The following is a 21,821-nucleotide window of genomic DNA, read 5'->3' on the forward strand; positions in this document are numbered from 1 at the left end:
TCCTCCAGGCGAAAAAAAACCCGCTCATTGGCGGGTATTCAAATGGTGATTAGTAAGCGGTCGGGGTAAAGGAAAAACTACTGCCGTGCTGAGAAATTCTTCGGCGGACCAGATCTCCCGGCTTCACATCTATTTCTGATTCGATGATTCTTGAAGTACCGAAAAGCATGTATTTCGAAACACCAAGAATATGCTTACCAGGGGCCAACCCAAACCTGGCGACCTCTCCGGGGTGAAACTCAGCGGAAGGCTTTCCATCAATATGCAAAATAAAACGAACCTCAGATCCGTAGATGCCAGAGTCTCTAGTCACCACCAACTGAGCCGCTCCCTTCTCCTTAAACGCATACATCCTTGTAGACGGCACTGGGTCTGCAATATCGGCAGATATTGGTGATGTGGAGCACCCTCCGATAGCCACAAGAAGCAACGCTCCGATCAAACCCCGCATAACGTTCCCTCGCAAAAAATTTGCGCGACTTTAACATTAAAGATAACCGTTACAAGCCGAACGCCTATTACATCTGGTCTTCGGCATATATGGCAGCACTGATGATTGCCCCGCCGACACGGCGCTTGCCGTAGCACAGCGGAACCGGGTTGCCCGACGCCGTGGTGTTCTTGGCGCTGCCGAATGCGTAGCCGGGAGTGTTCTCGGGCGCGGCGCTGGTCTTGAGTCCTCCAGCCTGGGGGCTGAGCATTTGGATTACCCCGCCGGCGACAAGGCCGATGCCTGCCGGCGCGAGATAAGGCGCGGTGACCGGGAACACGTAGGAGATAGCCAGCAGCACCACGCCAACAATCGTTTGAAGAATCCCACCTCGCTTGCTCCCTGTTATGACTGGGGCAATTCGGATCTCACCCTCACCGCTATAGCTGAGCTCCCCAGCACCGATATTCTTCTTTCCCCTGAAAACAGCGAACTCAATACCCCTCGACTTCGCATTCGACAAAAAGCGCTCGAAGCCAGGAATCTGAACGCAGAGCGCCTTGATAGCCTCAGCCGGCGTTCTAACTGACAATTTGAAGGACCTGCCAAACTGACGTAGCTGGCCAAAAAGCAGGACGGTAGTGAGTGGCTGATATTCCATTGCGAGAGCGGCCATTAGAAACTCCAGACGTAAAAAAACCGCCCGTAGGCGGCTTGATGTAATTGTTCGTTAAAGGCAGTCGCGAACAGCCTTCTCAATGGATGCTCGCCCATATCCTGGAGCCCAGGACAGACGCTGATACAGTGCGACGGTGCTACCGCTAGCAGATCGGTTGACCTCTAGAAGCTCTTCAGCTGTCGAATCGGTGGCCACGATGAGCCTGTATCCGTTCTCTGTTTCGGTCATGGTTGCACCCGAACGCGCATCTTGCCATTTGGGCATAACGCAAAGGGAGTACTGCTTTGGCGCCTTGCTCGACGTGGCGCTGATAGTTGCCTTGCCTCCTTTCAAGTCGGCAGGCGTTGTGCACCCCGCCAGCATCACCACCGCTGCCGCCGCTATCAAAATCCGCATGTCGTTCCCTCGTTGGTTTGGCGGGACTGTAGCACTAGAATAGCCAAGCACCAAAAATACACCTTCACCCAGCTAGTTAGGAATGACCCCTAACTCCTTTTTAACAACCTTCCATTCGTCCTTCAATATTTCTTGCTGCTTGTCAATAAGCGACTGCAACACCTTATATACTTTCACTCTAATAATATTCCCAGGCTCGTTACTTCGATCTCTGCTAAACAGGCCCACAGTAGTTTCCAGATCGCTCATTAATACTACCAGCTCCTTATGCTTTTCTTCATCTTTGTTCAGCCGCAACATAATTCTCATTTCTAATTCGTGCGCATTCCTTCGCATGTTGGCAATAGGCTCATTCAATGCCTCTACAGTTATTGAACTAATTGCTCTATTCCGAGGGTCAGAAATAATCGCTTCCCACCGATAGGCTATATCTTGCCAGAGCGCCATATAAGCCGCAGTATCCGTGCGTAATTCATTAATCCAAACCTGCCGCATTTGCGCAACTTTTGCGCTGGCTTTCCGCTGCGATGTCGCATCTGTCATTAAAAGCTTATTTTGTGCAATTCTCGAATTTTCTAAAGACTCTTCATCCGCGACTCTTTTTTCATGTTTCCTTTGTTGATTTGCGCTAACAAGCTGAACCATAGCTGTTGCAAATGAACCAAGTGCCGCAGCAATAATCGCGGCTGATGCAGCTATCAGCACGCCCCACACTTTGTTAAAACTGTCGGCATCGCCTAGCGAATTTGTGAGAAATTGGACTGCACTAACTGCTTCACTTGTAGCAATATTAGATGAGGTAGTCACTATACTGGCTACTGCGTCAACCATTTTACAACTATCCTTAGTTTTGAAATTTGGATTTAAGCACTTCTACCAAAAAAGGCGCAGAGCGCAGATGGCGATTCGTAGTTGATTTTGTGGCACCACCCTTGAGATGTCAATTTGACACTAAATCCTGGCCAGGCATCCAGCGTGGATGGAATGCCAGTAGCTGGGCCAGGGCTTGGCGTAGTAGCGTTGTGCCGTTGCGAATCGACAAGGAGTGGTAATGCCGCATCGCCTGACGAAATTAAAAGCAGCCCTTAGCCAGATGCCAAACGGCAGCTATTCGCAGTTTCAAGATCTGAGAGACGGCCTCGTTGCCTCGCTTATCGACTGGCCAGCGCAAAAGTGGGATATCGCCGATGAGCATTTGCCAACAGATAAGCCAGTCTCTCAAAACTCTAGAGCTTGGCTACACGCGCTTACCGTGGCGCTAGCACAGGATCTCCCCGCCAATAAGTCGGACGCCACTCCCGAGCGACTGAAGGATATCTTGGCGCTTGCATCAATGATTTCAATTTGAATATCAAGGATTTCGCAGTCCTACGCCCGCAAGCCCAAGGACTGGGATAGCGCCAATATCGGCGCGTTTGTGACCTGGAGGTCAATGTGAGCGATCAACAAAAAGATCCACGCAAGGAAGGATGGTTCTTCAGTTGGGCAGTGGTTCAGAAGAACCCTGTAAGCTTTGCTGGAGCATTTCCGAGCAAAGATGCGGCACAAGCCAAGGCATTAACACTTGGCGACGGATACTATGCGGCCTACGTCACTCATCTGCCCGGCTCTGATGAGTTCATAGTTGAGGAGGAGCCTCGCGGGTGAGAATTACGGCCGGATCTCTGTGAACGTGATCCGGCCAACTCCGGCGACTACAGCAGCTTTCAGGTCAGGCTTTCCGCTATAGCTTCGACTATATCCATCACCACCCGGCCCAACTTTGCCCTTGAAGCTCAATCGGTCGACTTCGGTATCGCCGTCTAGAATGGCGACAACCACCTCGGCGCCGCAAAGGCCCTCGCTTGAGCTGATAAATAAATCTCGAATATTCAGTGTGTAGCGCTGGCTGGCTTGCATAGCTCACCCTTGCGGCTCTGCCGCGTCATGTTGGTTGTTTTTGCGTCTTTGTGCCTGAGGATCAGGCGCGTTCGGTCATGCCATGGTCCGCCGTAGACGATGATCTCGGACGGCCTGCCGTACAGGTGGTGCAGCAAGAAGGGGCCAGGCCCGAAGGCGCCCGACTCTTCCTCTGGTAACGCCGGATCGGTACCCAGGTAAATCCCGGCATGGTTCGGGTGAACCGTGCGCCCGACCTGCATAACGATCATGTCGCCGCGCTGAGGACTGTCTACGCGCACGAAGCCAGCACCCTCGTATTGCTCTTCGTAGAGACTGGCGTTTTCCGAGCGTTCCCACCACCCATCGATACGCTGGAAGGCTTCAAACTGAAGACCCCACTCGCGCTGATACCAATCTGCGCAGACCTGCCAGCAATCCCATGCGCCGTGCACGAACGGGCGTCTGAGCAGCGGCGTACTGCCGGTTGGCATGATCGTGCGCAGGTCGCCCTCGGGCCAACTCAGAATGTGCCAGGGCAAGGCCGTGGCTTCGCACATGGCCAGGTCGTGCGGTGACGGCCGACTGGTCGCGTCCGGATGCGAGTGAACGATGCCGATCACTTCGCCCAGATCTTCCGCCGCGGCGTAGTCCTCGTGGTCGAGCCGGAACTCTTCGTTCGGCTCCGTGGCGATGTTCCGGCATGGGAAATACTTCTGTGCTCGTCCGATGGCCAGCAGCAGGCCGCAGCACTCGCGCGGATATTCCCCCTCCGCGTGCGCCTGGATCGCCGCAATGATGTGCTTGCGCATGATCAGCTCCGGGCTATGAGGGAAACGGCAGGGAATCCACCGAAGGAAAGTTCGTTGTTCTCGCCGAAGCGCAGCTTGCAGGACGACAGACAGCCCTTGCACTGGTCAAGCGACGGGTCATCCGTGGGATTGTCCTCGTCGTCGAACATGGCGGCGCCGGTGTATCCGCAGTCTGGGCCACGGTAACCGTTGGTCATTGCCCAATGGCAGAAAGTCGTCATCTGCCGGCCGGGTAGGCCGTGGTTGTCGATCTCGCCCGGGGAAGACAGTTCCCACACCACCGCCTCGCCGTCCTCACTGGTTTTCTGGTCGATATACCAGATCTCCAGCGCCTCCTGAGTCGGATCTGCAGTTGGGTTACCGTCGGGGAAGTTCGCAGCATCCAGGTACTGCGCCAGCGTCTCGCGCACCGTCAGCTTGAACTTCAGCAGGTCCTCGAAGGCCAGGCACAGGGCAGTCACTCGGCCATTGATATTGCCGGCGGCGAATGTCGGTCGAGAGGCCGTGCCGTCGCTGCTGGAGCTTATGCCTTCTATCTGCACCGGCCAGGCTGCGTACTCCTGGCCCTGCCAGATAATCGATTTGGCGGGCAGATCCTCTTCCGAGCCTTCATACGCCAGCAATTCCTCTGGCGTGTGCGGGATGGCGTGACCGTGGAAGCGGAGGTAATCGGCTCCGTACTCGGTTCCGTCAATTTCGAACAGGCGAATCTCGCCGCCGGGCTCCAGTTTCTGGATGTCCGTGATCAATGCCATGGGTGGGTCTCAGGGATGAAAGGTTTGTTCGAAGGTGGCGGTGATGGCGTAGACCTGGCCGCCGCGGTGCACTGGCTTGTAGCCGTTGCACTTGTAGAGTCCAAGATCACCCAGGGGCGGCCCCCATAGGAAACCCCGCGCCCCTTTGTGCCGATCCAGGAACGCCATGATGTCTTTGATGCGCGGCTTCAAGCCAGTGAAGGTCACCGGCCAGGATTGCGTCCGGTTGTTGATCCCATCCTCGACCGACTGCTCGTAACCGTCGCCGAATTTCTTGGAGCGGACGCGCTGGGCAATATCGCCCTCCGCGCCCTTCTCCGTCGCCCAGGTGAATCGTTCGATAGCCATCAGCGCCCCTTTATTGCTTTGTTGATGACGCCGCCCTGGCGCATGTCCTTCGAGCGCAGTTCTTGATACTTCTGCTCTACGAAGGTCGCCAGCTCCTTGCCGAACAAGTCGTAGCCAGGCGCGTCAGCGGTGGACGATGCGTTGCCGTCACCGTCGATGTGCACTTCGACGTTGATCTGCGTTGAACCGGCACCGCCACCTCCCATTGCCATTACGCCCAGCTTGCCGCTCGACGTCCGGGTCAGCGGCATGATCGCCTCTTCCCCGGCCTCACCCATTACACCGGTTTTGCCGTTGGCCATGCCGAACGCCGTGGGCTTGCTAACTATGGAGTTGGTGAAGGCGCCGCCATCGGCGAACATCTGTACGCCGCCCGACCAAGCGCCGCCATTGGCCTGGGTAACGCCAGACCAACCCGCCAATACATCAGGGCTGTACCCTGCCGCTGTCGAGCCTGCTGACGTGGTAGCCCCGCCGCCAAAGTACGAGCCAGCGGCAGATATACCGAGCCCTACAAGTGAGCCGAGAAGCCCAGAGGCTGCTTGCCGAGTAGCAATGCGCGCCATGTCCGCCAGAATTGACTTGGTGAAGTCTGCAAACGAGAGTTTCCCAGTCATAGCGAAGTTGACGATTGAGTCCTCCATAGAGCTGAACGCATTGCCGAACAGGCTTTTGGTCTGCCCTGCGATGTTTTGTGCGGAATCCAGGTAGTTGGCCCAGGCCGAGGTAGCACCCTTCGTCCAGTCGCCCTGGGCTGCCTCCACATCCGCGTAGTTCTGCCGGATCTGGTCGGTAGCGGCCTTGTTCGCGTCGGCGAGCGCCTGCGACTTCCGTTTGAACTCTTCCTCCGACATGTTCCGCGACGGGTCCGACTTCTGATTGGCCAGCTCCAGCGACTGCTGAGCAAACCGGTCTTGCTGGCTGTTCAGTTCACCATTGAGCGCGTTCTGCCGGTCACCCTGACCAACGCCGAGCACCGCACGCTGGCCAGCAAGTTCCAGGGCCCGCTGTTGTTGCCCCAGTGCCTGCACGTACGAGCTGATCGCCCGCCCCTGCTTGGCAAGCCGCCCGCTCTCATTGGTCGCCAGCACTTCAAGTTGGCTGTCAGCATGCTTCTGCGCCTTGACCATACCTGCGCGTGCGTCAGCTATCTTCTGGTCCAGCTGGATGCCTTGCGCTGCGGTCGTGGTCTTCTTGCCCTTGGCAGCTTCTAACGCGCTGATCTCGGCTTCATAGGCTGCCGTCACCTGGTCACGCTCGTTGCCGATCAGGGCTTGGCGCCGCAGAAGGTAGTCAGCCTCAGATATCAGCCCGGCCTTTTGCGCCGCATCCAGTTCCTTCTGGTAGTTTTTGTAGTCGGCGGCAATAGAAGCCAGATTGTTCTTCGCGCCATTGAAGCCGGTCAGATCTACCTGAGTGCCAGGCGCTCTCGGGTCCTTGAACTGCTCATTGATATTCGCCAGGTTCTTGTCGATCGCTGCTTGGTTCAATCGCGGGTCGTTCGGCGCAACCTTTCGGATGTTTTCGAGTTGCCGCTTGTACTCCTTGATCGCCTCCGTGCGCTTTTGCTCATTTGTCCACGCAGACTTGGTCAAGGCGTCAATTTTCGTCATTGACGATACGGCATCACCCTGAGCCTTGGCCTGCTCACCCTCCCACTTGGCGATATCGGCCTGGGCCGCCTTCTCATCCTCCAGCATGTTCAGGCGATTTTGCCGAACTTCGATCATCTCTTTCTGGTTTTGGAAAAGGCCGATATTGCCCTTCTGAGCATCGGCCAGGTCGCGGCGGGCCTGCTCTATGTCTGCACCAATGTCCGGTCGACCGACGTTCTTGAGGTTGTCAGCAGCGCGAGCAACAGCGTTGTATCCCTTCTCCCAGAAGCTTAAGTTCTCCAAAATTTTCGGCGTACGCTCGTTGATAGCGTCGGCGTAAGTCTCAGTTGCCAGCTTCACGGCGCCGGCGTGGTTGCCTTGTTGCTCCAGCGCTGCAATTTGCGAGTAAACCGAAGCGGTCAGGTAGTGATACTGCTCATTGAGCGCGGCAGATGCTTTTACCGGGTCGTCGGCCAGTTTGGTGAACTCGGAGACCGTCTCGCTTACAGCCTTGCCGGTAGCCTCTTGCATCGACACAGCGGCCAGGGTAATGCCCGCGAAGCTATGACCAGCGATCTTGCCGTTGTCCGCCAGCATAGCGAGGACCGCGGCGGCCTGGCCTGTGGTACCGACTGTCGCACTAACCTGACGCGCCAGGTCGCCCAGTTGTCCAGCACTGATACCGGCATAGTTTCCAGTGAGGATCAGCGACTTGTTGTAGCTGTCCTGTTCTTCGCTGCCTTTGTGATAAGCGTACGCCAGGCCGCCCACAGCGGCAGTGGCTAGGGCAAGCGGAGCCAGTATGGCAAGGAGTCCAGCGGCCCCTGCACCAGCGCCAGCACCCAGCTGAGCCACGGCGCGAACGCCGCTCCCCCAGTCCCCCGAAGACAGCGCGTTACCGAGCTGAACAACGTTTTCCTGTGCCTGGCGGGTACCGAGGCGCAGCTTGTCGAAGCCGGTTGTGGTCTTTTCGAGCTTGGCGTAATCCTTGTCAATTTTACCCAGAGCAGAGTTGTACTCTTCCTGGCTAATCCGTCCTTCGTCCAGATGCTTCCCTAGTTGCTCGATCTGGGTATCCAGCTTTGCCAGTGCAGCACGAGCCGGATCAATTGCCCCCAGCAGGCTGTTCAGCGCCTTCTGCTCGTCCATCGCAGACTTGGCCAGGGCGATCTGTTGCTTATCCAGCTGAGCCGAGATCTTCGCGGCCTCGGCCTCGCCATAGGCGCCGGTCTTGGTCAGCTTGGCGAGCGCGTCACGCTGCTTCGCCAGGTCATGTGTGGTTTTGGCGCTGGTGGATAGCGACTTCTCCAGGGTCTGCATTTCGTTCATCAGCGAAACGGCGGACTGCTCGGCACGGCCGCCGGCCTTCGCCATCTCATCCAGGTTCGTTTTAGCCTGGATTGCATCGGCCGAGTCGATCTTGACGCCGAGTTCTGCAATGTTCATCGACTCACCTTGAATAAGTGCCCGTGGTTACGGGCTGTTTTCCCTTTCCTCCGCCATAACGCGAAGGGCTTCGCCTTCCAGCACCTGAAGATCAGGGAAGATTTCAGCGAGTTTCTTTTTCTTGATGCCGAGGAAGCCGGCCACGTCGCGGATGCAGCTATAGTCGAGACCGATCGCGCCGCCAGCGCCTGCTCGCCACTGAGTGGACATTCGGTTAAACAGGAGGAAGGCTGGCCAGTTGCAGGGCCAGACCTCCACTTCTTCAACCAGGTCGCCAGGGGCAAGGCCGAACATGCCGATAATCGCATCAGGCACGCTCGGCGAGTACATCGCACGCGCAGCCTCGATCAGTTTCCCAGGCGAGCCTGGCTGTATGCGCCCTCATGGGCCTTAACGACAGCCTCGGCGGCACCCTGGCAGGACTTCACGAACGCGACGATGTTGTCTTCGTTGTATTCGTCATCGAAGCCCCAGCCCACTACCAGATCCTTGATCTGCTGGGTTTGTTGCTCGGTATCCACGGCCACAATTTCCGACCAAGAAGGCTTATCCCCCAATGCTGCCTGCGCCGTCTTCCGCTTCTCGTTCCACTCATCGAATAGAGCGGCAAGCTCGGCGCGATCCCGGTACTTGAAGGTGAACTCAACCTTCTCAGGCGCGCTGCCGACGATTGGAATCAGCACGGGTGCGGTGAACGTGGCGCTCTGCGCAATCCGGATCTTTGCCATGGTTACACCACCGCAGTCAGGTAGCGGGTCGGCTCAGCCTGCAGCGCTAGGCTGATGGTACGGGTCAGCAGGTTGTTACGGGACACTGCCGGCTGTTTGGAGAACGACGTGTAGGTGCCGTACAGCAGGGTGTCGTTACCGGGCAGGTTCAGGCGCGCCGCCTCGATCTGCGTGCCAGCGTCCGCCTTCAGCAGTACCCCGTTGAACGCCTGGGCCGGGTCATCGGCGATGGTGAGCACCATACTTGCTGCCGATTTGTCGGTGGGGATCTGCTTCCCCTGGTCATCCTCGAGGAACACCACATCCAGGTAGTTCTGTTCGCCGCCGGAGAATGCCACGTCGGAGATTTGCGGGATCTGCACCCAGGTCAGCACCTTGCGCATCGTGCCGGAGCCGCCCGCGACCGGATAGACCTGCGTGTCGGTAGTGTCGATGCCTTCCAGGGTAATCGCCGTTGCCGTGGCTGCCTTTACGCGCACCACCTTGCTATCCAGCTTGCTCCAGCCGGAAGTGAGCAGAACAATATCGCCGGCAGCGATGGTGCCGCCGACAACAGTAGCAACGGCCTCAGCGGCGTTGCTGATGGCAGTGAACGCCAGTGCGGTCGCGTAGGTTGCGGCGTGCTGGAAGGTGCCGCCGTTCGGGAGTTTGTAGCCCATGGGGTATTTCCTCTTTGCAGATGTGAAAAAACCCGCTCAATGGCGGGTCTCTGGGTTTGCCCAATGGGCGGGATCAGTTGGTGTCGGCTCGGTACAAGAACGAGATCGGGACGGTGTAGGTCGAATCGCCTGTAATGCCAGGCCCTGGGTCAAGTGGCGACATCGTCACCACGGTGACCGCGCCCTTCGTGTCCCTGCCATATAGCGGGAACAGATCTGTCAGTTCTGTTGCGATTGGATTCGTTTTGGCCTTGCCGGTACCGGCCGGCGCGATGATGCTGACCTGGAACACTCCGGTGAACAGCCGGTGATCGCCGCCAAGCGTGTTGCTCGCGGTATCGCCCGGAATCGTGAAAGCACGCAGATACGTCTCGCCTGCCACCGGCGTGTAGGCCGTGTTCTCGAACACGATCTTCAGCTTCTCCGGCCTGGCAGCGTTCCAGGCGATTAGCTTGGCCTCGTAGATCGAAGCGATAATTGCGTGACTCATACCTGGTTGTTCCTGATGGCCTCCAGCACTATCTGCTGAAAGCGAGCCACGGTGACCCGAACCATGCCGCCGGGGGCCTGGGTGGAATGGCCGAACTCTAGCGGGATCGCATAGGGCAAGTTGTTGATGATGTAGGCCATCTGGCCGGCGGTGAAGTCGCTCATTGCTGCGACCAGCGCCGCGGTCGTCTCAGCCCCGCTGGGGTCAACCTCTTCAAAGGTGACGCTCTCGACCACGCCAAGCGATATGTGCCAGTTCGCCCGGAACCGGCCGCCGACATAGCCTTCAGGCGCCTTGATGTCAATGCCGTCGTTTAGCTTGCGACCCTTCTTCAGCCGCCCGCCCTTCGTGAGGTTCGCCGGGGCACTGCGCAGCGCGCTGTTGTGATCGTCGACGGCCTTGTTGTACTGCGTCGCCACAGCGTTCTGTGCCCATATCTCCGGGTTACCCACGGGAGACATCCGGATCAGGCTGCTGCCGACCTCGATGATGATCTCGCGCACACTGGCATCGATGGCTTCGCTGGTCTGCGCGGCGAACTCGGCCAGGCTCAGGGCAAAGCTGCCGGATTGGGTCGCCATGTCATTTCCTCAGTTGCGCCGTCCACGTTGCATCAGCGGGGTCCGCAGACACGTTCATCACCCGCAGCCCGTTGACGATATCGCCAATGGCCGGGGCAGCCGGTACTGCTGTCGGCACACCGGCCTCAGACACGAACAGTTCGTTTTGCAGCACCAGCAGCTTTTTGTCGGTGGTGTGGATGAGGGAACCGTCGATTTCCTTCGACAGGTAGCTGCCCAGAACGCCGCGGCCCACGTACGTGACGGTGGACTCGGCCGTTTCGCCGCCCAAGTCAGGGTCATACTCGCCTGCAACCTTGCGCACGCCTGTCACCTGTTTGACTGCGTCGGCCAGGCCATCGGGGTCGTCGAACGCTTCAGCCAGTTCGGCCTGGATCTGTTCGCGCATGCCCATGATCAGATCCTTTTCAGCATCATCACGCCGGAGCGCTTGATCCAAGGCTCCAGCAGGGCCAGGGCGAAGTTGACGCCCGCCGACTGATCGGTAGAGCCCGCCACGTAGGTCTTGCTCACGGACGTACCGGACTGAGCCGATACCGTCTTGCTCTGCACTTCCTTCTGCGTTGCTGTGTACAGCTTGTCAGCCGCTGCCTCTTTGGCAACCTGGGCGCCGGCTGCTTTGATCTCGGCCGGGACCGGATCGGGAACAACCCGCTTAATCTTGGCCGTGAGCCAGGCATTGGCCATGGTCACAGCAAGGACCGGATCACCGGTGCCGGCCCAGTTGGGACCGAGCTGGGCGTCAACATCGGCGACGGTGATGTAATCGGTCATGTGCTTGTCCTTATTCCGCTGGCACCAGGGCCTGCAGGTCTTCTTTCTTGGCGGACGGATCGAAGGCAATGCCCTTCTCGGTCAGCCATTCTTTCAGCTCGGGGACCTTCATTTTCAGAGGGTCGGTTTCTTTGCTCTCCGGCTCCTTGCCGTCAGACACCTTGATGCCGGCCGCTTGGTAGGCGTCGTAGATGTCCGGGGCATCGCCATCGACCACCACCTCGGTAGCGGAGCCGATGACACCGAAGAATTCGCTCAGCAGGCGGTAGCACACGCCGCGCTCTTTGCCCGGCTTGTCCGTGTAGATCACTTTCATGAGTCACCTCAAAAGCTCCCCGGCGCCGATAAAGACGCCAGGTTGTGTGGGCCGGATTACGGCGTGGTGGTACCGCTGATGACAGCAGCGAAGGGAACTTGCTTGCGGCTGAACACGCGCTGCCAGTTTGCAGCAGCTGCGTACTGAGTCGCGGTTGGGCTGAGGTTCTGAGCCTCGGAGCCTTTCCAGCTGAAGCCTGCGGGCTGGAGAATGTAGGTCTTCCGCTCCCACAGCACTTCGGCACCACCACCGTTACCGCCGCCAGGCTTGCGTTCCAGCTCTACCGGCACCTTCGGCGTGCCTTCGCCGTAACCGAAAGCGCCCTGGCCGAAGAACACGGAAAGGTACTTGCCTGCGCCGTACACCAGAGCATCGTCCATGAACACTGGCTTGCCGAGGTAGGTGGCCAGGATGATCTTGCCGTCAGAGTCACGCAGGTACTCGATGAGGTCCTGCTTGACCATCTGGTTCATCACCACCGAGTGCACGCCGATCGCGCCGAACTGGTCAGCGGCATCGCCGGCGGTAAACGCTGCATCCTGGAAAGCATTCGCACTGATGGTCGCACCGGCGTCGATGACCATGTCACCACCGTTGTTCGCGATGTTCGAGGCGATGATGCCGCGAGCCGCGCCCAGGGTGTAACGCTGCCACTGGCGGGTCCAGTAGGTGCCGAAACGGTTGCGGATCTGCTGCTGAGGCTCGCTGTTGGCCAGTTCAGCCGTCAGGTCAGCCACGCCGTAACCTTTGTTGAGGTACAGGACTCGGGCACGCATGCTGTCCTGGGTGACTTTGCCGACTTCGCCCTGGTCGTTCGGGTCGTCGTTGCTGATGTTCGGCGCTTCATCGGCGTTGAGATCCTGCCAGTAGCTGATCTCGGCGGTGCCCTGGCTGCCGGAGGCGATCGCGTCCAGCACAGGGGAGCGAGTCACGATGCCCGACTCGTATACAGCGGTCTTTTCCGGGCTATTAACCGGCGCCAGGGAGGCGTAGTAGTCACCGACGAAGATGTCGGTCAGTTGGGTAGTTGCCATGGATTAGGTTCCTTTGGTGGCCTGGATTTTCTTGAAGAGCTCAGGGTTGTCACGGGCGATCGCGGCGCGCTCGGTTTCCGTGTACTCACCCCACTTTTTCGTGGCCTTGCCACCGTTGTCGCCGGTCTGCCCGGCACCCTGAGCCCTTGGCCACAGGTGTGTTGCTGTTTCACGCAGAGATTCCGCCCATTCGAGCGGCGACAGCGGAGTTTTCCCGTCCTTCCCGTAAACGACCTCGCCGTCACGGTCGGTGGCAATCGCCTCGCCGTCCTCACTGAGTTTGAAAGTGCCCCGGGCGCGCAGGATGATGTCCTCGGCGGCCTCGGGGAGCGCGCCGGCCTTGATGGCAGCGGCGCGGATGGAATCGGCCAGCACCTTGTCGCTGTACTTGGCAGCGAATTCCTGGGCCTTGTCGGCGCGGGCCTTCTCGGTGGCCAGCTTGGTTTCGTAATCGGTGCGCAGGCGCTCGGTACGGCGGGTGATGACCTCGTCCAGCTTGCCCTCGGCAATCAGCTTGGTCTCTTCATCCTGTCCAACCTTGGTCAGCAGCCCTTTCACGGCGGCGATGTCCAGCCCTTCGAACTGGGACTTGAAGCCGTCCAGCTCGGTTTTGGTGGTCCGGAGGGAGCCAAGCAGCTCGGTGTTTTTGTTCTTGAGGCCCAGGGTTGCAGCCTCAACGGCTGCAGCAATGGCGGCCTGAACTGCCGGGTCTTCGAGATCAATCTGGTTTTCGTCTGCCACTTGGTGCACCCCTTGGGTTTGGTCGGCCCGCTTTGCAGGCAATAAAAAACCGCCCATTGGGCGGTTTGGTGTGAATTCTGTGTTTTATCGGACTATCGAGAGCCCGCGCATGACCAGGTAATCGGCGAACTGCGTCCTGCTCGGCGCGTATGGCGGCGGCCGCATGCGAAAGCCTGGCGTATCGCGGTTGAGCCGCGTGCGCCGGCCATTGGGTTCAGTGCAATGCGTCGGCTCCTCAATCTGGAAGCCCTGTTCGACAGCGTATAACTCGACGGCCAGCCGTACCTGGCCCCATTCAAGCTCAAAGGGCACGAATGTCTCGGAAAGCGTTTGGTATTCGATTTTGCAGTCACGCCGGGGCCAGACCATTGCCTGTTCAAGACTGGCCTTGTGCCCTTTCCACCGGCGACCATTGATGTCGGCCGCAGCGCGCAACAGCAGTTCGACCTGTTCAGCCTCAGCTTCAGGTATTCGAAATCCGTAGTAGTCGCGGTAGAAGGTCAGCTTCTCCAGCGGCACGAAGCTATTCGCGTCTGGCCTGCCCTTTCCGTCCTCAACGATGATCTGCATCGATTATCTCAACCTGGTGGAGCGCCGAGTGTAACGCCTGCTCGGATGAACATGTCAGGTTCGGCCTCCTTCAGCTGCGCCAGGGTCAGCGGTTTGAACGACTTGTCGAGCTGTAGCTTGGCGAACTTCTCCGGCGTCAGCCCGCCATCGCGGAACAACTTGCCCCGGACCGGACCAAGGGCATGATCCTGAAAACTCGCCGGCTGCGTTGCCAGCCACTCGTAATAATTCAGGCCTGCGTCGACCTGGGCCCCACCGTTATCGCCCACCGAGGCGCGTGTGGCGTCCTTAGCGAACATCTCCGAAAGCCTGGTGGTCGGCACCGTGGTTGACCGGCAGTTGATGTGCGCCGGTGGCAGCGGACCTTTGCCCAGGTCGAAACGCATCCCATCCAGGCCCTTGCATTGCTGCGAGGTCTTGCGATCGAGCGTCGACACCCAGCGATAGCCCAGCACCACGTCACTGTTGGCCTTCAGCGTCTCCATCCGCGCCGTCGTGGCCACATGCTGAATTGCCGTCTGCACCACGGCCGCAGCGTTGCGGTTGCTCACCGCCAAGACGCCATCCGTGAAGTTCTGTGCAGCGGTGCCGCGAATCGCCTGGATGATCTGTGCATTGGTCTGGCCTTGGCCAAAGCCGAGCCGGATAGTGTTAGTGACGCGCATCGTCTCGGTCCGCGTCCAGCCGCTGACAAAGCTCTTCAGCAGCTTCCCGCCGTCGATGCCTTTCACCTGCAGCGGGTACGAGAACACCGCCGCCCGGATCACCGTGTTACTGGGCACCACTGCATCGATGGACAGCGCATTGCTAAGGCTGTTGGCCTCGAAGGCCGACTCATACAGCGCGATATCGACCAGATCGGCCTGGACCACTTCGCCATAGGCCTTGTAGATGTCCAGCAGTTTGCCGTCCACCCGGGCCAGGAACTGCTCAAGGCGGTCACGGCTGTAGGTGGTCAGCTCCTTGCGAGTCAACTGCTCCCGCACCAGCGTATCGATCTGGCGCAGGTACTTTTCGAACTTCTTGACTTCGCCAGCCTTAAGCCGCTCCAGCATTACCGAATGCCGGGTCGTCTGCTCCAGCAGTTGGCTGTCGGCCTGCACCAGGTTTGTCGATGGCATCGTCTTTGTCCAGGTTGATGCCGGCCGACTCGCGCTCATCGCTGATCAGTTCGGCCTCGTCTTCGTATGGGCGCTCCGGCAGCTTGCCGGTGGTGAGGTACTGCCAGTAGGTGTCGGCGCTGATCGTGCCGGCCATCACGCCTTTCAGCAGCTCGGCGAGCACCTGGGCGTCGACCACCGGGGTCACGAACTCAGGGTTCACCTTGAACTTGACCTGCTTAGGGTCGTATCCCTTCCACTCGGCGGCGTAACGCAGCCCCTGCTCCACCGCCTCGGCCACTGTGATGACGATGCTGTGCAGCGTGGCGTGCTGGTCGTTCTGGCGCGTCTTCCGCGCCTCGCCTGACTCGGTACCGCCGACGTCCATGACCTTGGCGCCAGCCTCAAGCGCTGCGTTCTTCTGGTCATCCATGGCCTTGCGCACGGCTTCGATGCCGGCGCCCTGGAACTCCAGGTAGCCGCAGGAACCGGAAGGCCCAAGATCCCATGCCGCCGATGGGCCGGTAACGCTCAGCTCCACCGCCTCATCCAGGCCAGAAACCCATGGCTGCGGGTGGCTGGTCTGGTGCAGTGAGGTGAAGTAGTCAGCGCTCAACTGGTAGGACTTCAGCGCGGCCCGCGCCATGGTCAGCAGCGGCACCTCGTCCACTTCTGGCGAGTTGTCGGTCGAACCGCAGTAGATCACCGGCAAGTACGACAGGCCTTTGACCAAACGATTGTCTGTGCCGGTAGTGCCCAGGGGCTTCTCGTCTTCGACCAGCTCACCGCCTTCGTTGCGCACCGACGTGTAGCAGACGTTGCCTTGCATGAAGAACTCACGGAACACCGTGTCGCAGTCATGGCTGTATCGGTCGCCGCCCTTCTTGCGGAACTCGCGGAACACTGAAAGGACCAGGTCCTGCCGGCCGCCTTGATCCGCAGTGTCCCAGTTGATGGCGTTGCGGGTGGCGTACGTCGAGAAGTACGGCTCGCCGCTTTCGTCGATGTTCACAACCAGCGGCACCCGGCCGTGGGAGATCGCCTGGCGCACCATACGAAAGAACAACTGCTTCAGGCCGAAGCCGTCAGAGGTGGCGTTGTCCACCAGCCCCTTCAGGCCGGTGGGCAGCTCGATCTCCGGGATCAGTCGCGAGACTAACCCCATCATCGACCGCAGCGAGTCGCGCACCCAGTGCTCGTACTGGGCCCGGTTCGTGTAGTTCTCGTAGAGGTACTTGTTACCCGCGCTATCCAGCTTTTCGGCTTCGACCATGCCGCTCGGCTTAGGCAGGTTGCGCTCATTGCTCTTTACGGCGCACTCGCCCTCGAGCGCGTCGTCCATCATCTCCCACTCGGCGATGTGCGCGTCGTAGTCGGGGTTTGTCGATTGCACTGGCATCAGGCCAAGCCTCCAATTCGGCGTGTTCCGCCTGTGGGTGTTTTGATCGGGTACCGCTTGGCAATGAAGTAGCCGGGGGCGTCCACCAGGTGGTCATAACCGGCCTTCTTGTCGGGCTCACCCTTGTCTGTGTAGATCTGCCGTTCCAGGCACTGCGTGTATTTCGGGCATTGATCGACGTTGACCCGGTACCGGTGCTCGCCGTACGTGTTGGCGAACATCGCGCACATGGCGTTGACCCGGTCCTTCACCGCTGGGTTGGTCGAATCCACCACTACGGTGAAACCGGCCTTCCTGAGCAGTGACAGATCAGACTCGCTCGCGCTCTTGCTGCTTGTGTTCTGGCCGCTGGCGTCCGGGTAGATAGCAATGCTGTGATCGGGGAAGCGGAGCTTGATCTTCTCGATCATCTCCGGTGTGTCGCGCACCTCGGAGAACTCGCTGAGGGCCAATGGCAGATCGTCACGGATGACATGCACCACGGCGGCCATCTTCATGACGTTGAAGTCCATGCCGATGTGCAGCGCCTCACCGCGCTTGATCGTCTCGCTGGTTCGGTTCGCCTCACGATTGAACGTGTAGTAGACGACCCCCTGGTAGTTCTCAAAGCTGGCTTCGTACTCTTGCCGGAAGGTCCGAGGGTCCATCTTGCGGCGGGCAGCTTCCAGCTCTTCAGCCGGAACGTTGCCGCCGTCGAGGGAGGTGTAGAGCCAACTCTTGTGGTCGGGCTCATGGCCTGGCCGACCATCGAGGAACGTGTCGTAGCAATGGTTGAAGCCCTTAGGCGTGCCGATGCGCAATGCGTGGCCACCTTTTCGCATGCCGATGCCCGGTATCGAGTATTGGCAGGTCGAGAGCATCGGGCGCAGGACCTCTTCCCATGCCTCCCACGGACAGTCCGCCCATTCATCCACCAGGACGAAGAACAGACCAGAGCCCCGCAGGTTGTCGTAGTTGTCGAGCCCCACCACGCGCATGACGTGGCCGGACTTGAGCGTGATCGAGCATTCCGTCTCATTAGGGCGGTGCGCACGCCATGCCTCGGGGATCGCTTGCTTCAGCCGGCGCCAGAACACTCGCTTGGCCTGCTTGAAGGTCGGTGCGCCGTACCAAATTTCATCCTCGACGCTTACGCCCCACTCCGCAGCCAAGCGGGCAGCACGACGCATCTCCGCCTTACCCAGGAACGTCTTGCCGAACCGGCGACCACAAACCGCATCGCGGAAACGGGCCTCAGGCTGGAAACCCCAGCAGTAAATGTTCGCCTGCTTCGGCGTTAGCTTCACCGGCGGGTCAAAGGTACGGGGTAGCGGGGACATTCTCATCAGGCTCCAGGGTGTACTCAGCAACTGCGTGCTGCTGGTCAGCGTGGGAGCCCAAAGGCTTTTCAGGTTCAAGGCGGCGGTTCACGTAGACGTCGCCCACCTCTTTGGCGGCCTGCTCGTACAACTGAGCGGTGAGCGCCAGGTTGCGCATGTTCTCGGCCTTCTCAGCCATTCGCCCCAGGCCACGAAGCCGGAACGCGCGGCTGGCAATCGGGATCTCTGCGGTCTCTTCTCGGAACCGCTTCCTGGTGTCGTGGAAAAGCGTCACCCACTTCACCGCCAGCCCCTTGCCCGCGGACTTGGTTGGGTCGTGCGTCTCCACCTGCTGGCGGCTCACCACAACCCCGTATTCGTTCTTGACGGCTTCCACCACCTGGGATGGGGTGTCAAAGCACGCCAGCGCCTGAACGATGAAGCTCTTCACCTCATTTTTCAGGGCTGCCATAAATTCTCATCCGTCTAGAGCCTGTCAAGAATCAGGCCGATCTCAGCAGACAGGTTCCGCAGGCCCTCGATATGTTCAATTTCCCCACCTCAGCAGGACTGTTTGCTGCATCCACCAACGCTTGAACGTCAGGGCTTGCGCCGTAGCGGCGGACGACACCGACGAACTCTTCAACGTCGTGGCCCTGCAGCTTGATCTTCGGTGCACCGTCTTGGGTGAATGCTGGTTGACCATACTTGTCGGTCGCGTGAGCCAGGTGATACAGCTCGTGTTCCAGGAGCGCGCAGAACTCGAGGTCGCTGCACTGGGCGCAGTAGTCGGCAGCCAAGGTGATGATGAATGCCGGCACATCGCCGAACCAATCACGCATCTGTTGCTCCATCCGGGCCTTCTGCCAGCCGCCGGCGCGGAACGCTACTTGCTCGGCCTGCCCCAAGACTGTCCTGCCCTGCTTCTCGAAGCTCGACGATGCCCACATGATCCGGATGTCTGCATCCAGTAGGTGTGCATGGTCTTCGTTGTGAATGCTGCCGGTGTCGGCAAGGATCTCGATCTGGGCCCACTCCCACACCTCTGGCGCTGGAGTGAGGCGGATAGCGAAGTCGGAAAGATCAGACAGCTCAAGCAGGACGGATGGAGGGTATGGTCTGTCCATGGATCACCTTGAGCTTGAAATAGTGGCTCGTTGCCGGTATTGGTGGATCCCCCTCCTCATTACAAGGAATGAAAAATGGCAGAGCTCAACAATACCTTCCGCGCAACGGCATACGCCCAATCGGGTGCGGAAGGAAAACGACTTGTAGCGGTTGAAGCGGCAATCGACTTGATTGTTGCTCGCGTTAGTACAGAAGGGGCAGATCTTGAAGGTGAAATGAATCGCCTATCCCAGTATGCCGATCAAATTCAGGAAGCAGTTAAAGTCAAATGACCCACCCGTGCCGTACTCACCTGCGGCACACCCACTCCGCAACTGGTATAGAAGAACGATGCATAAATACGAACTGACCTACGAGTACATGAATTCCCCGCAGACAGTGCACGGAGAATCCCCTGAGCGCATAGATGCTCATGAGCTACTGATGGAGCTGAAGCTTGGCGAAAAAGGTGGTCAGATCGTAGGGACGCACACGATCAAGGAATCTCTCGCGCGAATGCGCTTCACTAACGTCCTGGTCACTTGGTTGTAGGCTGCTCAATTCTCACGTCTCAGAAGCTCACGTAAAACACGCAAAGGACCAGCACTGCATGCCCATTCAAGAGTTCGACGCCAAGACTGAATACAAGGTCAAACCCCCGCTGTCACATAGCCTTGCGCACAAGCCCGTATACGCGATGCCCTATTGGCACTTCGATGGCATGCACAAAAAAAATACTGATGCAAAATACCTCTCCGTTGGTTTGTCTCAGTGGGGTGACACAGATCTCTCTCTGAAAATTATGCGCCATGACAAACAATGGTCTCCCCAATCAGAGGAGTTACCACTCCACCGAGTCATTGATTCAACGCTTTTTTTAGCCAAGGTTTTATTGGACCGAGAAAACCAAAGCGTGGAAATAGAACGCAACCTTTTCGTTGATCAGAAGAACGGCTTTCTGGTTAAGCAAGAGTCTGTGACCTCCAGTGAGCAAGACCGCTTTGATAACTTCGTGGAAAAGTACGAAGACGACCTGAAGGCACGCTTTGACACGCTCTACCAGCTTCTAAGCAGACTCAAAACTCAAGGAAAGTTTTAAGACGCTTCTGTAGCTCAATCAGCCTCGCGCCACGATTTGGCGCATTCGAAAACGTGGCGCGGATTACTTACCCCGGCGCTCGACACCGCCGGGAGCCTTGTCACAGTGCAGGCAGTGCTCGCAGTTCAGGGTCCGGCACAGCCACACCTTCACCCGCTGCCAGTACGTGACCATGAAGACATGCCGGGCTCCGGCGAGGGCCAGGGACACATGCAACGTCAAGCCGGCACTGGTCGGGCCGAAGAAGATGTTTTGGCTTCGCGCCATAACGACGAAGCCGCTAATGGCGATGGCCGAGTAAATCAGCTTCCCGAGGATGCCGTCCCTCACCTTACCGCTCAGTACGCACCAGGCTGCCCACAGCGCAATAAGGCCGCAGGCGATGGAGTTGATCAGTTCAAGATTCATGGTGGATTGCCTCCCCCGAACCGCTGGCGAATGAGCGCCCAAAGGTCGGCGGCTTTGATGGCTCGGTTGATTGCCAGCAGAAGCGAGCCGCCGAAGGTGCCCAGGAGAAAACCAATCCCGGCCACGATGCTCGGCTCGGTGACATTCAGGTAGGCGCTCACCATACCGGTCAGGTAAAGGGCGCAGACAATGCCGGTGAAAAGAAACTTGCCCCAGGCGCGCCAGTCGGTCAGGTCTTCCTTGTGCCACCAACTGGCGACGATGGCCCCAATGAGGCCCGCGATAACCCACTCGATTCTGTCGAGCAGGCGATGCAATAGATCCATGCGCTCGACTCCGTGGGGCATGTTTGAAATAGGTCAGCCCCGGCGGCACTCCCTGCTTAGAGCGAAGGGTGTGGCGGGGCCGAAAACGAAAAGGCCCCGATCAATGTCGAGGCCATGAATGAGTCACTGATCTTTCAGTGCGCCCGCGGGCTATAGCCGAGGCACGGTAGGAAGTTGACACTAACTTCGGAGTTCAAGCACGCTGAGCGACTACCAATCTTTTAAGGATGAAAAATGAACGAAATTGGATGGGGAATTCTAATCAACTCAGGGGCAGCAATCGCCGCTGCGATTTCCGCCATAACCAGTGCGATAAGCGCCCGGGCCGCTTATAAAGCCATCAAGCAAAACGATCTGCTCCATTCCATCGAACAGAAAAGCACTGAAGCACAGCGTGAGAATACCCGCCTTTTTGACCACGCAATCATGACCCTCGAAAGATCTTTCATGGCGCTCATGGGAGGCGACTCAAAATGGAACATCCCACCCAAGAGTCGCCTCAATTGGCTAACGGCTGCACGATTGATAGAGGAATTTAAGGATACGAAAGCGCGGATCGGCGACCCATTACTAGCTCAGGAATGCGTAAGTCATGAAGCGCACTGGCGTCTTCAGTTCGCTCGCAAGTTAGAGGAGCTAGGAACCGGTCACGCCGACTATTTCAAGCAATCAGGAAAAGTAAGAATTCACCTAACCTCTGCAATTATCGTGTGCGCTTTTTCCGAATGGATGGGTGAATTAGGTGATGCGATAGACGAGCGAGGAAGCCCACAGCAGGCGGTTGAGGAGCTCGGCGTATCGCCCGTGTTCGCGCAACTGAAGTTTCATCTGGGCATTCTGTGAATAAAAAAC

At 58.5% G+C, this 21,821-nt stretch carries 32 protein-coding genes; 5 read left to right on the forward strand and 27 right to left on the reverse strand.

Annotated elements, in window-relative coordinates; translation table 11 throughout:
• Positions 1-49 precede the first annotated feature (49 nt).
• The 4 genes from ACWHXD_RS17250 to ACWHXD_RS17265 all read right to left on the reverse strand — a co-directional run bounded on the left by ACWHXD_RS17250 (position 50) and on the right by ACWHXD_RS17265 (position 2,336).
• A complete protein-coding gene (locus ACWHXD_RS17250) occupies positions 50-451 on the reverse strand; it encodes a hypothetical protein (RefSeq protein WP_060765031.1) in 402 nt (133 codons plus the stop codon).
• Between the two features lie 67 nt (positions 452-518).
• On the reverse strand, positions 519-1,106 hold the full coding sequence (locus ACWHXD_RS17255) for a tail assembly protein (RefSeq protein WP_122300174.1): 588 nt from the start codon (positions 1,104-1,106) through the stop codon (positions 519-521).
• Between the two features lie 54 nt (positions 1,107-1,160).
• Positions 1,161-1,505 carry a hypothetical protein gene (locus ACWHXD_RS17260; RefSeq protein ID WP_122300171.1) on the reverse strand — a complete coding sequence of 115 codons (345 nt, stop codon included), beginning with the start codon at positions 1,503-1,505 and terminating at the stop codon, positions 1,161-1,163.
• 72 nt (positions 1,506-1,577) lie between these two features.
• A complete protein-coding gene (locus ACWHXD_RS17265; protein ID WP_499084299.1) occupies positions 1,578-2,336 on the reverse strand; it encodes a hypothetical protein in 759 nt (252 codons plus the stop codon).
• A gap of 220 nt (positions 2,337-2,556) precedes the next feature.
• On the opposite strand from ACWHXD_RS17265, the gene ACWHXD_RS17270 reads away from it, so the two are divergent.
• Positions 2,557-2,853, forward strand: a complete 297-nt coding sequence (locus tag ACWHXD_RS17270) for a hypothetical protein (protein WP_338508727.1) — start codon at positions 2,557-2,559, stop codon at positions 2,851-2,853.
• An 86-nt stretch (positions 2,854-2,939) separates the two neighbouring features.
• A complete protein-coding gene (locus ACWHXD_RS17275) occupies positions 2,940-3,152 on the forward strand; it encodes a hypothetical protein (RefSeq protein ID WP_499084301.1) in 213 nt (70 codons plus the stop codon).
• A 3-nt stretch (positions 3,153-3,155) separates the two neighbouring features.
• Here the strand turns inward: ACWHXD_RS17275 and ACWHXD_RS17280 are convergent, their stop codons facing one another.
• The 21 genes from ACWHXD_RS17280 to ACWHXD_RS17380 form a co-directional block, all read right to left on the reverse strand.
• Positions 3,156-3,404, reverse strand: coding sequence for a hypothetical protein (locus ACWHXD_RS17280; protein WP_499084302.1), 249 nt, complete (start codon positions 3,402-3,404; stop codon positions 3,156-3,158).
• Complete coding sequence (locus ACWHXD_RS17285) at positions 3,377-4,195, reverse strand: C40 family peptidase (protein ID WP_499084304.1); 819 nt, start codon at positions 4,193-4,195, stop codon at positions 3,377-3,379. Before ACWHXD_RS17285 ends, ACWHXD_RS17280 begins: the two co-directional genes overlap by 28 nt.
• Positions 4,196-4,197: 2 nt before the next feature.
• Positions 4,198-4,950 carry a phage minor tail protein L gene (locus tag ACWHXD_RS17290; protein WP_186558756.1) on the reverse strand — a complete coding sequence of 251 codons (753 nt, stop codon included), beginning with the start codon at positions 4,948-4,950 and terminating at the stop codon, positions 4,198-4,200.
• A gap of 9 nt (positions 4,951-4,959) precedes the next feature.
• Positions 4,960-5,298 (reverse strand): phage tail protein, encoded by a 339-nt coding sequence (locus ACWHXD_RS17295; RefSeq protein ID WP_499084306.1) that lies wholly within the window; start codon positions 5,296-5,298, stop codon positions 4,960-4,962.
• Positions 5,298-8,339, reverse strand: coding sequence for a phage tail tape measure protein (locus ACWHXD_RS17300; RefSeq protein WP_499084307.1), 3,042 nt, complete (start codon positions 8,337-8,339; stop codon positions 5,298-5,300). Before ACWHXD_RS17300 ends, ACWHXD_RS17295 begins: the two co-directional genes overlap by 1 nt.
• Positions 8,340-8,366: 27 nt before the next feature.
• Positions 8,367-8,669, reverse strand: a complete 303-nt coding sequence (locus tag ACWHXD_RS17305) for a DUF1799 domain-containing protein (protein WP_012724063.1) — start codon at positions 8,667-8,669, stop codon at positions 8,367-8,369.
• A 17-nt stretch (positions 8,670-8,686) separates the two neighbouring features.
• Positions 8,687-9,067, reverse strand: a complete 381-nt coding sequence (locus ACWHXD_RS17310) for a phage tail assembly chaperone (RefSeq protein WP_499084310.1) — start codon at positions 9,065-9,067, stop codon at positions 8,687-8,689.
• A gap of 2 nt (positions 9,068-9,069) precedes the next feature.
• On the reverse strand, positions 9,070-9,726 hold the full coding sequence (locus ACWHXD_RS17315) for a phage tail protein (protein ID WP_499084312.1): 657 nt from the start codon (positions 9,724-9,726) through the stop codon (positions 9,070-9,072).
• A 73-nt stretch (positions 9,727-9,799) separates the two neighbouring features.
• Positions 9,800-10,216: a phage tail terminator-like protein gene (locus ACWHXD_RS17320; protein WP_499084313.1), complete on the reverse strand. Its 417-nt coding sequence runs from the start codon at positions 10,214-10,216 to the stop codon at positions 9,800-9,802.
• Positions 10,213-10,797 carry a hypothetical protein gene (locus tag ACWHXD_RS17325; RefSeq protein ID WP_499084315.1) on the reverse strand — a complete coding sequence of 195 codons (585 nt, stop codon included), beginning with the start codon at positions 10,795-10,797 and terminating at the stop codon, positions 10,213-10,215. The genes ACWHXD_RS17320 and ACWHXD_RS17325 overlap by 4 nt, the downstream gene beginning before the upstream one ends.
• Before the next feature lies 1 nt (position 10,798).
• On the reverse strand, positions 10,799-11,191 hold the full coding sequence (locus ACWHXD_RS17330; RefSeq protein WP_499084317.1) for a hypothetical protein: 393 nt from the start codon (positions 11,189-11,191) through the stop codon (positions 10,799-10,801).
• 2 nt (positions 11,192-11,193) lie between these two features.
• On the reverse strand, positions 11,194-11,571 hold the full coding sequence (locus tag ACWHXD_RS17335) for a hypothetical protein (protein ID WP_499084318.1): 378 nt from the start codon (positions 11,569-11,571) through the stop codon (positions 11,194-11,196).
• 10 nt (positions 11,572-11,581) lie between these two features.
• Positions 11,582-11,887 carry a HeH/LEM domain-containing protein gene (locus ACWHXD_RS17340; RefSeq protein ID WP_236325965.1) on the reverse strand — a complete coding sequence of 102 codons (306 nt, stop codon included), beginning with the start codon at positions 11,885-11,887 and terminating at the stop codon, positions 11,582-11,584.
• A 56-nt stretch (positions 11,888-11,943) separates the two neighbouring features.
• Positions 11,944-12,921, reverse strand: a complete 978-nt coding sequence (locus ACWHXD_RS17345) for a major capsid protein (RefSeq protein ID WP_057024398.1) — start codon at positions 12,919-12,921, stop codon at positions 11,944-11,946.
• Positions 12,922-12,924: 3 nt separating this feature from the next.
• Positions 12,925-13,662 carry a hypothetical protein gene (locus tag ACWHXD_RS17350; RefSeq protein WP_499084321.1) on the reverse strand — a complete coding sequence of 246 codons (738 nt, stop codon included), beginning with the start codon at positions 13,660-13,662 and terminating at the stop codon, positions 12,925-12,927.
• 84 nt (positions 13,663-13,746) lie between these two features.
• Positions 13,747-14,232 carry a DnaT-like ssDNA-binding protein gene (locus ACWHXD_RS17355; protein WP_499084322.1) on the reverse strand — a complete coding sequence of 162 codons (486 nt, stop codon included), beginning with the start codon at positions 14,230-14,232 and terminating at the stop codon, positions 13,747-13,749.
• Between the two features lie 8 nt (positions 14,233-14,240).
• Positions 14,241-15,353 carry a minor capsid protein gene (locus tag ACWHXD_RS17360; protein WP_499084323.1) on the reverse strand — a complete coding sequence of 371 codons (1,113 nt, stop codon included), beginning with the start codon at positions 15,351-15,353 and terminating at the stop codon, positions 14,241-14,243.
• Entirely contained in the window at positions 15,271-16,731 is a 1,461-nt protein-coding gene (locus ACWHXD_RS17365) for a DUF4055 domain-containing protein (protein ID WP_499084324.1), read from the reverse strand. Before ACWHXD_RS17365 ends, ACWHXD_RS17360 begins: the two co-directional genes overlap by 83 nt.
• A complete protein-coding gene (locus tag ACWHXD_RS17370; RefSeq protein WP_499084327.1) occupies positions 16,731-18,050 on the reverse strand; it encodes a phage terminase large subunit family protein in 1,320 nt (439 codons plus the stop codon). Before ACWHXD_RS17370 ends, ACWHXD_RS17365 begins: the two co-directional genes overlap by 1 nt.
• Complete coding sequence (locus tag ACWHXD_RS17375; RefSeq protein ID WP_499084328.1) at positions 18,025-18,501, reverse strand: DUF2280 domain-containing protein; 477 nt, start codon at positions 18,499-18,501, stop codon at positions 18,025-18,027. Before ACWHXD_RS17375 ends, ACWHXD_RS17370 begins: the two co-directional genes overlap by 26 nt.
• A gap of 31 nt (positions 18,502-18,532) precedes the next feature.
• The gene (locus ACWHXD_RS17380) at positions 18,533-19,156 is read right to left on the reverse strand and encodes a putative metallopeptidase (protein ID WP_499084329.1); all 624 of its coding nucleotides are present in this window, start codon (positions 19,154-19,156) and stop codon (positions 18,533-18,535) included.
• A 75-nt stretch (positions 19,157-19,231) separates the two neighbouring features.
• On the opposite strand from ACWHXD_RS17380, the gene ACWHXD_RS17385 reads away from it, so the two are divergent.
• A complete protein-coding gene (locus ACWHXD_RS17385; RefSeq protein WP_212551604.1) occupies positions 19,232-19,429 on the forward strand; it encodes a hypothetical protein in 198 nt (65 codons plus the stop codon).
• A 317-nt stretch (positions 19,430-19,746) separates the two neighbouring features.
• Positions 19,747-20,235 (forward strand): DUF6530 family protein, encoded by a 489-nt coding sequence (locus tag ACWHXD_RS17390; protein ID WP_330208852.1) that lies wholly within the window; start codon positions 19,747-19,749, stop codon positions 20,233-20,235.
• 63 nt (positions 20,236-20,298) lie between these two features.
• Here ACWHXD_RS17390 and ACWHXD_RS17395 read toward each other — a convergent pair whose 3' ends face one another.
• Both ACWHXD_RS17395 and ACWHXD_RS17400 read right to left on the reverse strand, forming a co-directional pair.
• Positions 20,299-20,643: a hypothetical protein gene (locus ACWHXD_RS17395; protein WP_499084332.1), complete on the reverse strand. Its 345-nt coding sequence runs from the start codon at positions 20,641-20,643 to the stop codon at positions 20,299-20,301.
• Positions 20,640-20,969 carry a hypothetical protein gene (locus ACWHXD_RS17400; protein WP_028616733.1) on the reverse strand — a complete coding sequence of 110 codons (330 nt, stop codon included), beginning with the start codon at positions 20,967-20,969 and terminating at the stop codon, positions 20,640-20,642. Before ACWHXD_RS17400 ends, ACWHXD_RS17395 begins: the two co-directional genes overlap by 4 nt.
• 234 nt (positions 20,970-21,203) lie before the next feature.
• Between ACWHXD_RS17400 and ACWHXD_RS17405 the strand changes: the two genes are divergently transcribed.
• A complete protein-coding gene (locus tag ACWHXD_RS17405; protein WP_499084333.1) occupies positions 21,204-21,812 on the forward strand; it encodes a hypothetical protein in 609 nt (202 codons plus the stop codon).
• Positions 21,813-21,821 lie beyond the last annotated feature (9 nt).

The organism is Pseudomonas fjordensis, from assembly GCF_976987115.1.

Excerpts from the sequence above, each read along its gene's own strand:
- ACWHXD_RS17270 (WP_338508727.1), top strand. The coding sequence starts at position 2,557 with ATGCCGCATCGCCTGACGAAATTAAAAGCAGCCCTTAGCCAGATGCCA.
- ACWHXD_RS17325 (WP_499084315.1), bottom strand. The coding sequence starts at position 10,797 with ATGGCGACCCAATCCGGCAGCTTTGCCCTGAGCCTGGCCGAGTTCGCC.
- ACWHXD_RS17285 (WP_499084304.1), bottom strand. The coding sequence starts at position 4,195 with ATGCGCAAGCACATCATTGCGGCGATCCAGGCGCACGCGGAGGGGGAA.
- ACWHXD_RS17395 (WP_499084332.1), bottom strand. The coding sequence starts at position 20,643 with ATGAATCTTGAACTGATCAACTCCATCGCCTGCGGCCTTATTGCGCTG.
- ACWHXD_RS17320 (WP_499084313.1), bottom strand. The coding sequence starts at position 10,216 with ATGAGTCACGCAATTATCGCTTCGATCTACGAGGCCAAGCTAATCGCC.
- ACWHXD_RS17365 (WP_499084324.1), bottom strand. The coding sequence starts at position 16,731 with ATGCCAGTGCAATCGACAAACCCCGACTACGACGCGCACATCGCCGAG.
- ACWHXD_RS17315 (WP_499084312.1), bottom strand. The coding sequence starts at position 9,726 with ATGGGCTACAAACTCCCGAACGGCGGCACCTTCCAGCACGCCGCAACC.
- ACWHXD_RS17250 (WP_060765031.1), bottom strand. The coding sequence starts at position 451 with ATGCGGGGTTTGATCGGAGCGTTGCTTCTTGTGGCTATCGGAGGGTGC.
- ACWHXD_RS17390 (WP_330208852.1), top strand. The coding sequence starts at position 19,747 with ATGCCCATTCAAGAGTTCGACGCCAAGACTGAATACAAGGTCAAACCC.
- ACWHXD_RS17340 (WP_236325965.1), bottom strand. The coding sequence starts at position 11,887 with ATGAAAGTGATCTACACGGACAAGCCGGGCAAAGAGCGCGGCGTGTGC.
- ACWHXD_RS17385 (WP_212551604.1), top strand. The coding sequence starts at position 19,232 with ATGGCAGAGCTCAACAATACCTTCCGCGCAACGGCATACGCCCAATCG.
- ACWHXD_RS17290 (WP_186558756.1), bottom strand. The coding sequence starts at position 4,950 with ATGGCATTGATCACGGACATCCAGAAACTGGAGCCCGGCGGCGAGATT.
- ACWHXD_RS17300 (WP_499084307.1), bottom strand. The coding sequence starts at position 8,339 with ATGAACATTGCAGAACTCGGCGTCAAGATCGACTCGGCCGATGCAATC.
- ACWHXD_RS17265 (WP_499084299.1), bottom strand. The coding sequence starts at position 2,336 with ATGGTTGACGCAGTAGCCAGTATAGTGACTACCTCATCTAATATTGCT.
- ACWHXD_RS17305 (WP_012724063.1), bottom strand. The coding sequence starts at position 8,669 with ATGTACTCGCCGAGCGTGCCTGATGCGATTATCGGCATGTTCGGCCTT.
- ACWHXD_RS17335 (WP_499084318.1), bottom strand. The coding sequence starts at position 11,571 with ATGACCGATTACATCACCGTCGCCGATGTTGACGCCCAGCTCGGTCCC.
- ACWHXD_RS17295 (WP_499084306.1), bottom strand. The coding sequence starts at position 5,298 with ATGGCTATCGAACGATTCACCTGGGCGACGGAGAAGGGCGCGGAGGGC.
- ACWHXD_RS17355 (WP_499084322.1), bottom strand. The coding sequence starts at position 14,232 with ATGCAGATCATCGTTGAGGACGGAAAGGGCAGGCCAGACGCGAATAGC.
- ACWHXD_RS17400 (WP_028616733.1), bottom strand. The coding sequence starts at position 20,969 with ATGGATCTATTGCATCGCCTGCTCGACAGAATCGAGTGGGTTATCGCG.
- ACWHXD_RS17280 (WP_499084302.1), bottom strand. The coding sequence starts at position 3,404 with ATGCAAGCCAGCCAGCGCTACACACTGAATATTCGAGATTTATTTATC.
- ACWHXD_RS17370 (WP_499084327.1), bottom strand. The coding sequence starts at position 18,050 with ATGTCCCCGCTACCCCGTACCTTTGACCCGCCGGTGAAGCTAACGCCG.
- ACWHXD_RS17260 (WP_122300171.1), bottom strand. The coding sequence starts at position 1,505 with ATGCGGATTTTGATAGCGGCGGCAGCGGTGGTGATGCTGGCGGGGTGC.
- ACWHXD_RS17330 (WP_499084317.1), bottom strand. The coding sequence starts at position 11,191 with ATGGGCATGCGCGAACAGATCCAGGCCGAACTGGCTGAAGCGTTCGAC.
- ACWHXD_RS17405 (WP_499084333.1), top strand. The coding sequence starts at position 21,204 with ATGAACGAAATTGGATGGGGAATTCTAATCAACTCAGGGGCAGCAATC.
- ACWHXD_RS17375 (WP_499084328.1), bottom strand. The coding sequence starts at position 18,501 with ATGGCAGCCCTGAAAAATGAGGTGAAGAGCTTCATCGTTCAGGCGCTG.
- ACWHXD_RS17310 (WP_499084310.1), bottom strand. The coding sequence starts at position 9,067 with ATGGCAAAGATCCGGATTGCGCAGAGCGCCACGTTCACCGCACCCGTG.
- ACWHXD_RS17255 (WP_122300174.1), bottom strand. The coding sequence starts at position 1,106 with ATGGCCGCTCTCGCAATGGAATATCAGCCACTCACTACCGTCCTGCTT.
- ACWHXD_RS17380 (WP_499084329.1), bottom strand. The coding sequence starts at position 19,156 with ATGGACAGACCATACCCTCCATCCGTCCTGCTTGAGCTGTCTGATCTT.
- ACWHXD_RS17360 (WP_499084323.1), bottom strand. The coding sequence starts at position 15,353 with ATGCCATCGACAAACCTGGTGCAGGCCGACAGCCAACTGCTGGAGCAG.
- ACWHXD_RS17345 (WP_057024398.1), bottom strand. The coding sequence starts at position 12,921 with ATGGCAACTACCCAACTGACCGACATCTTCGTCGGTGACTACTACGCC.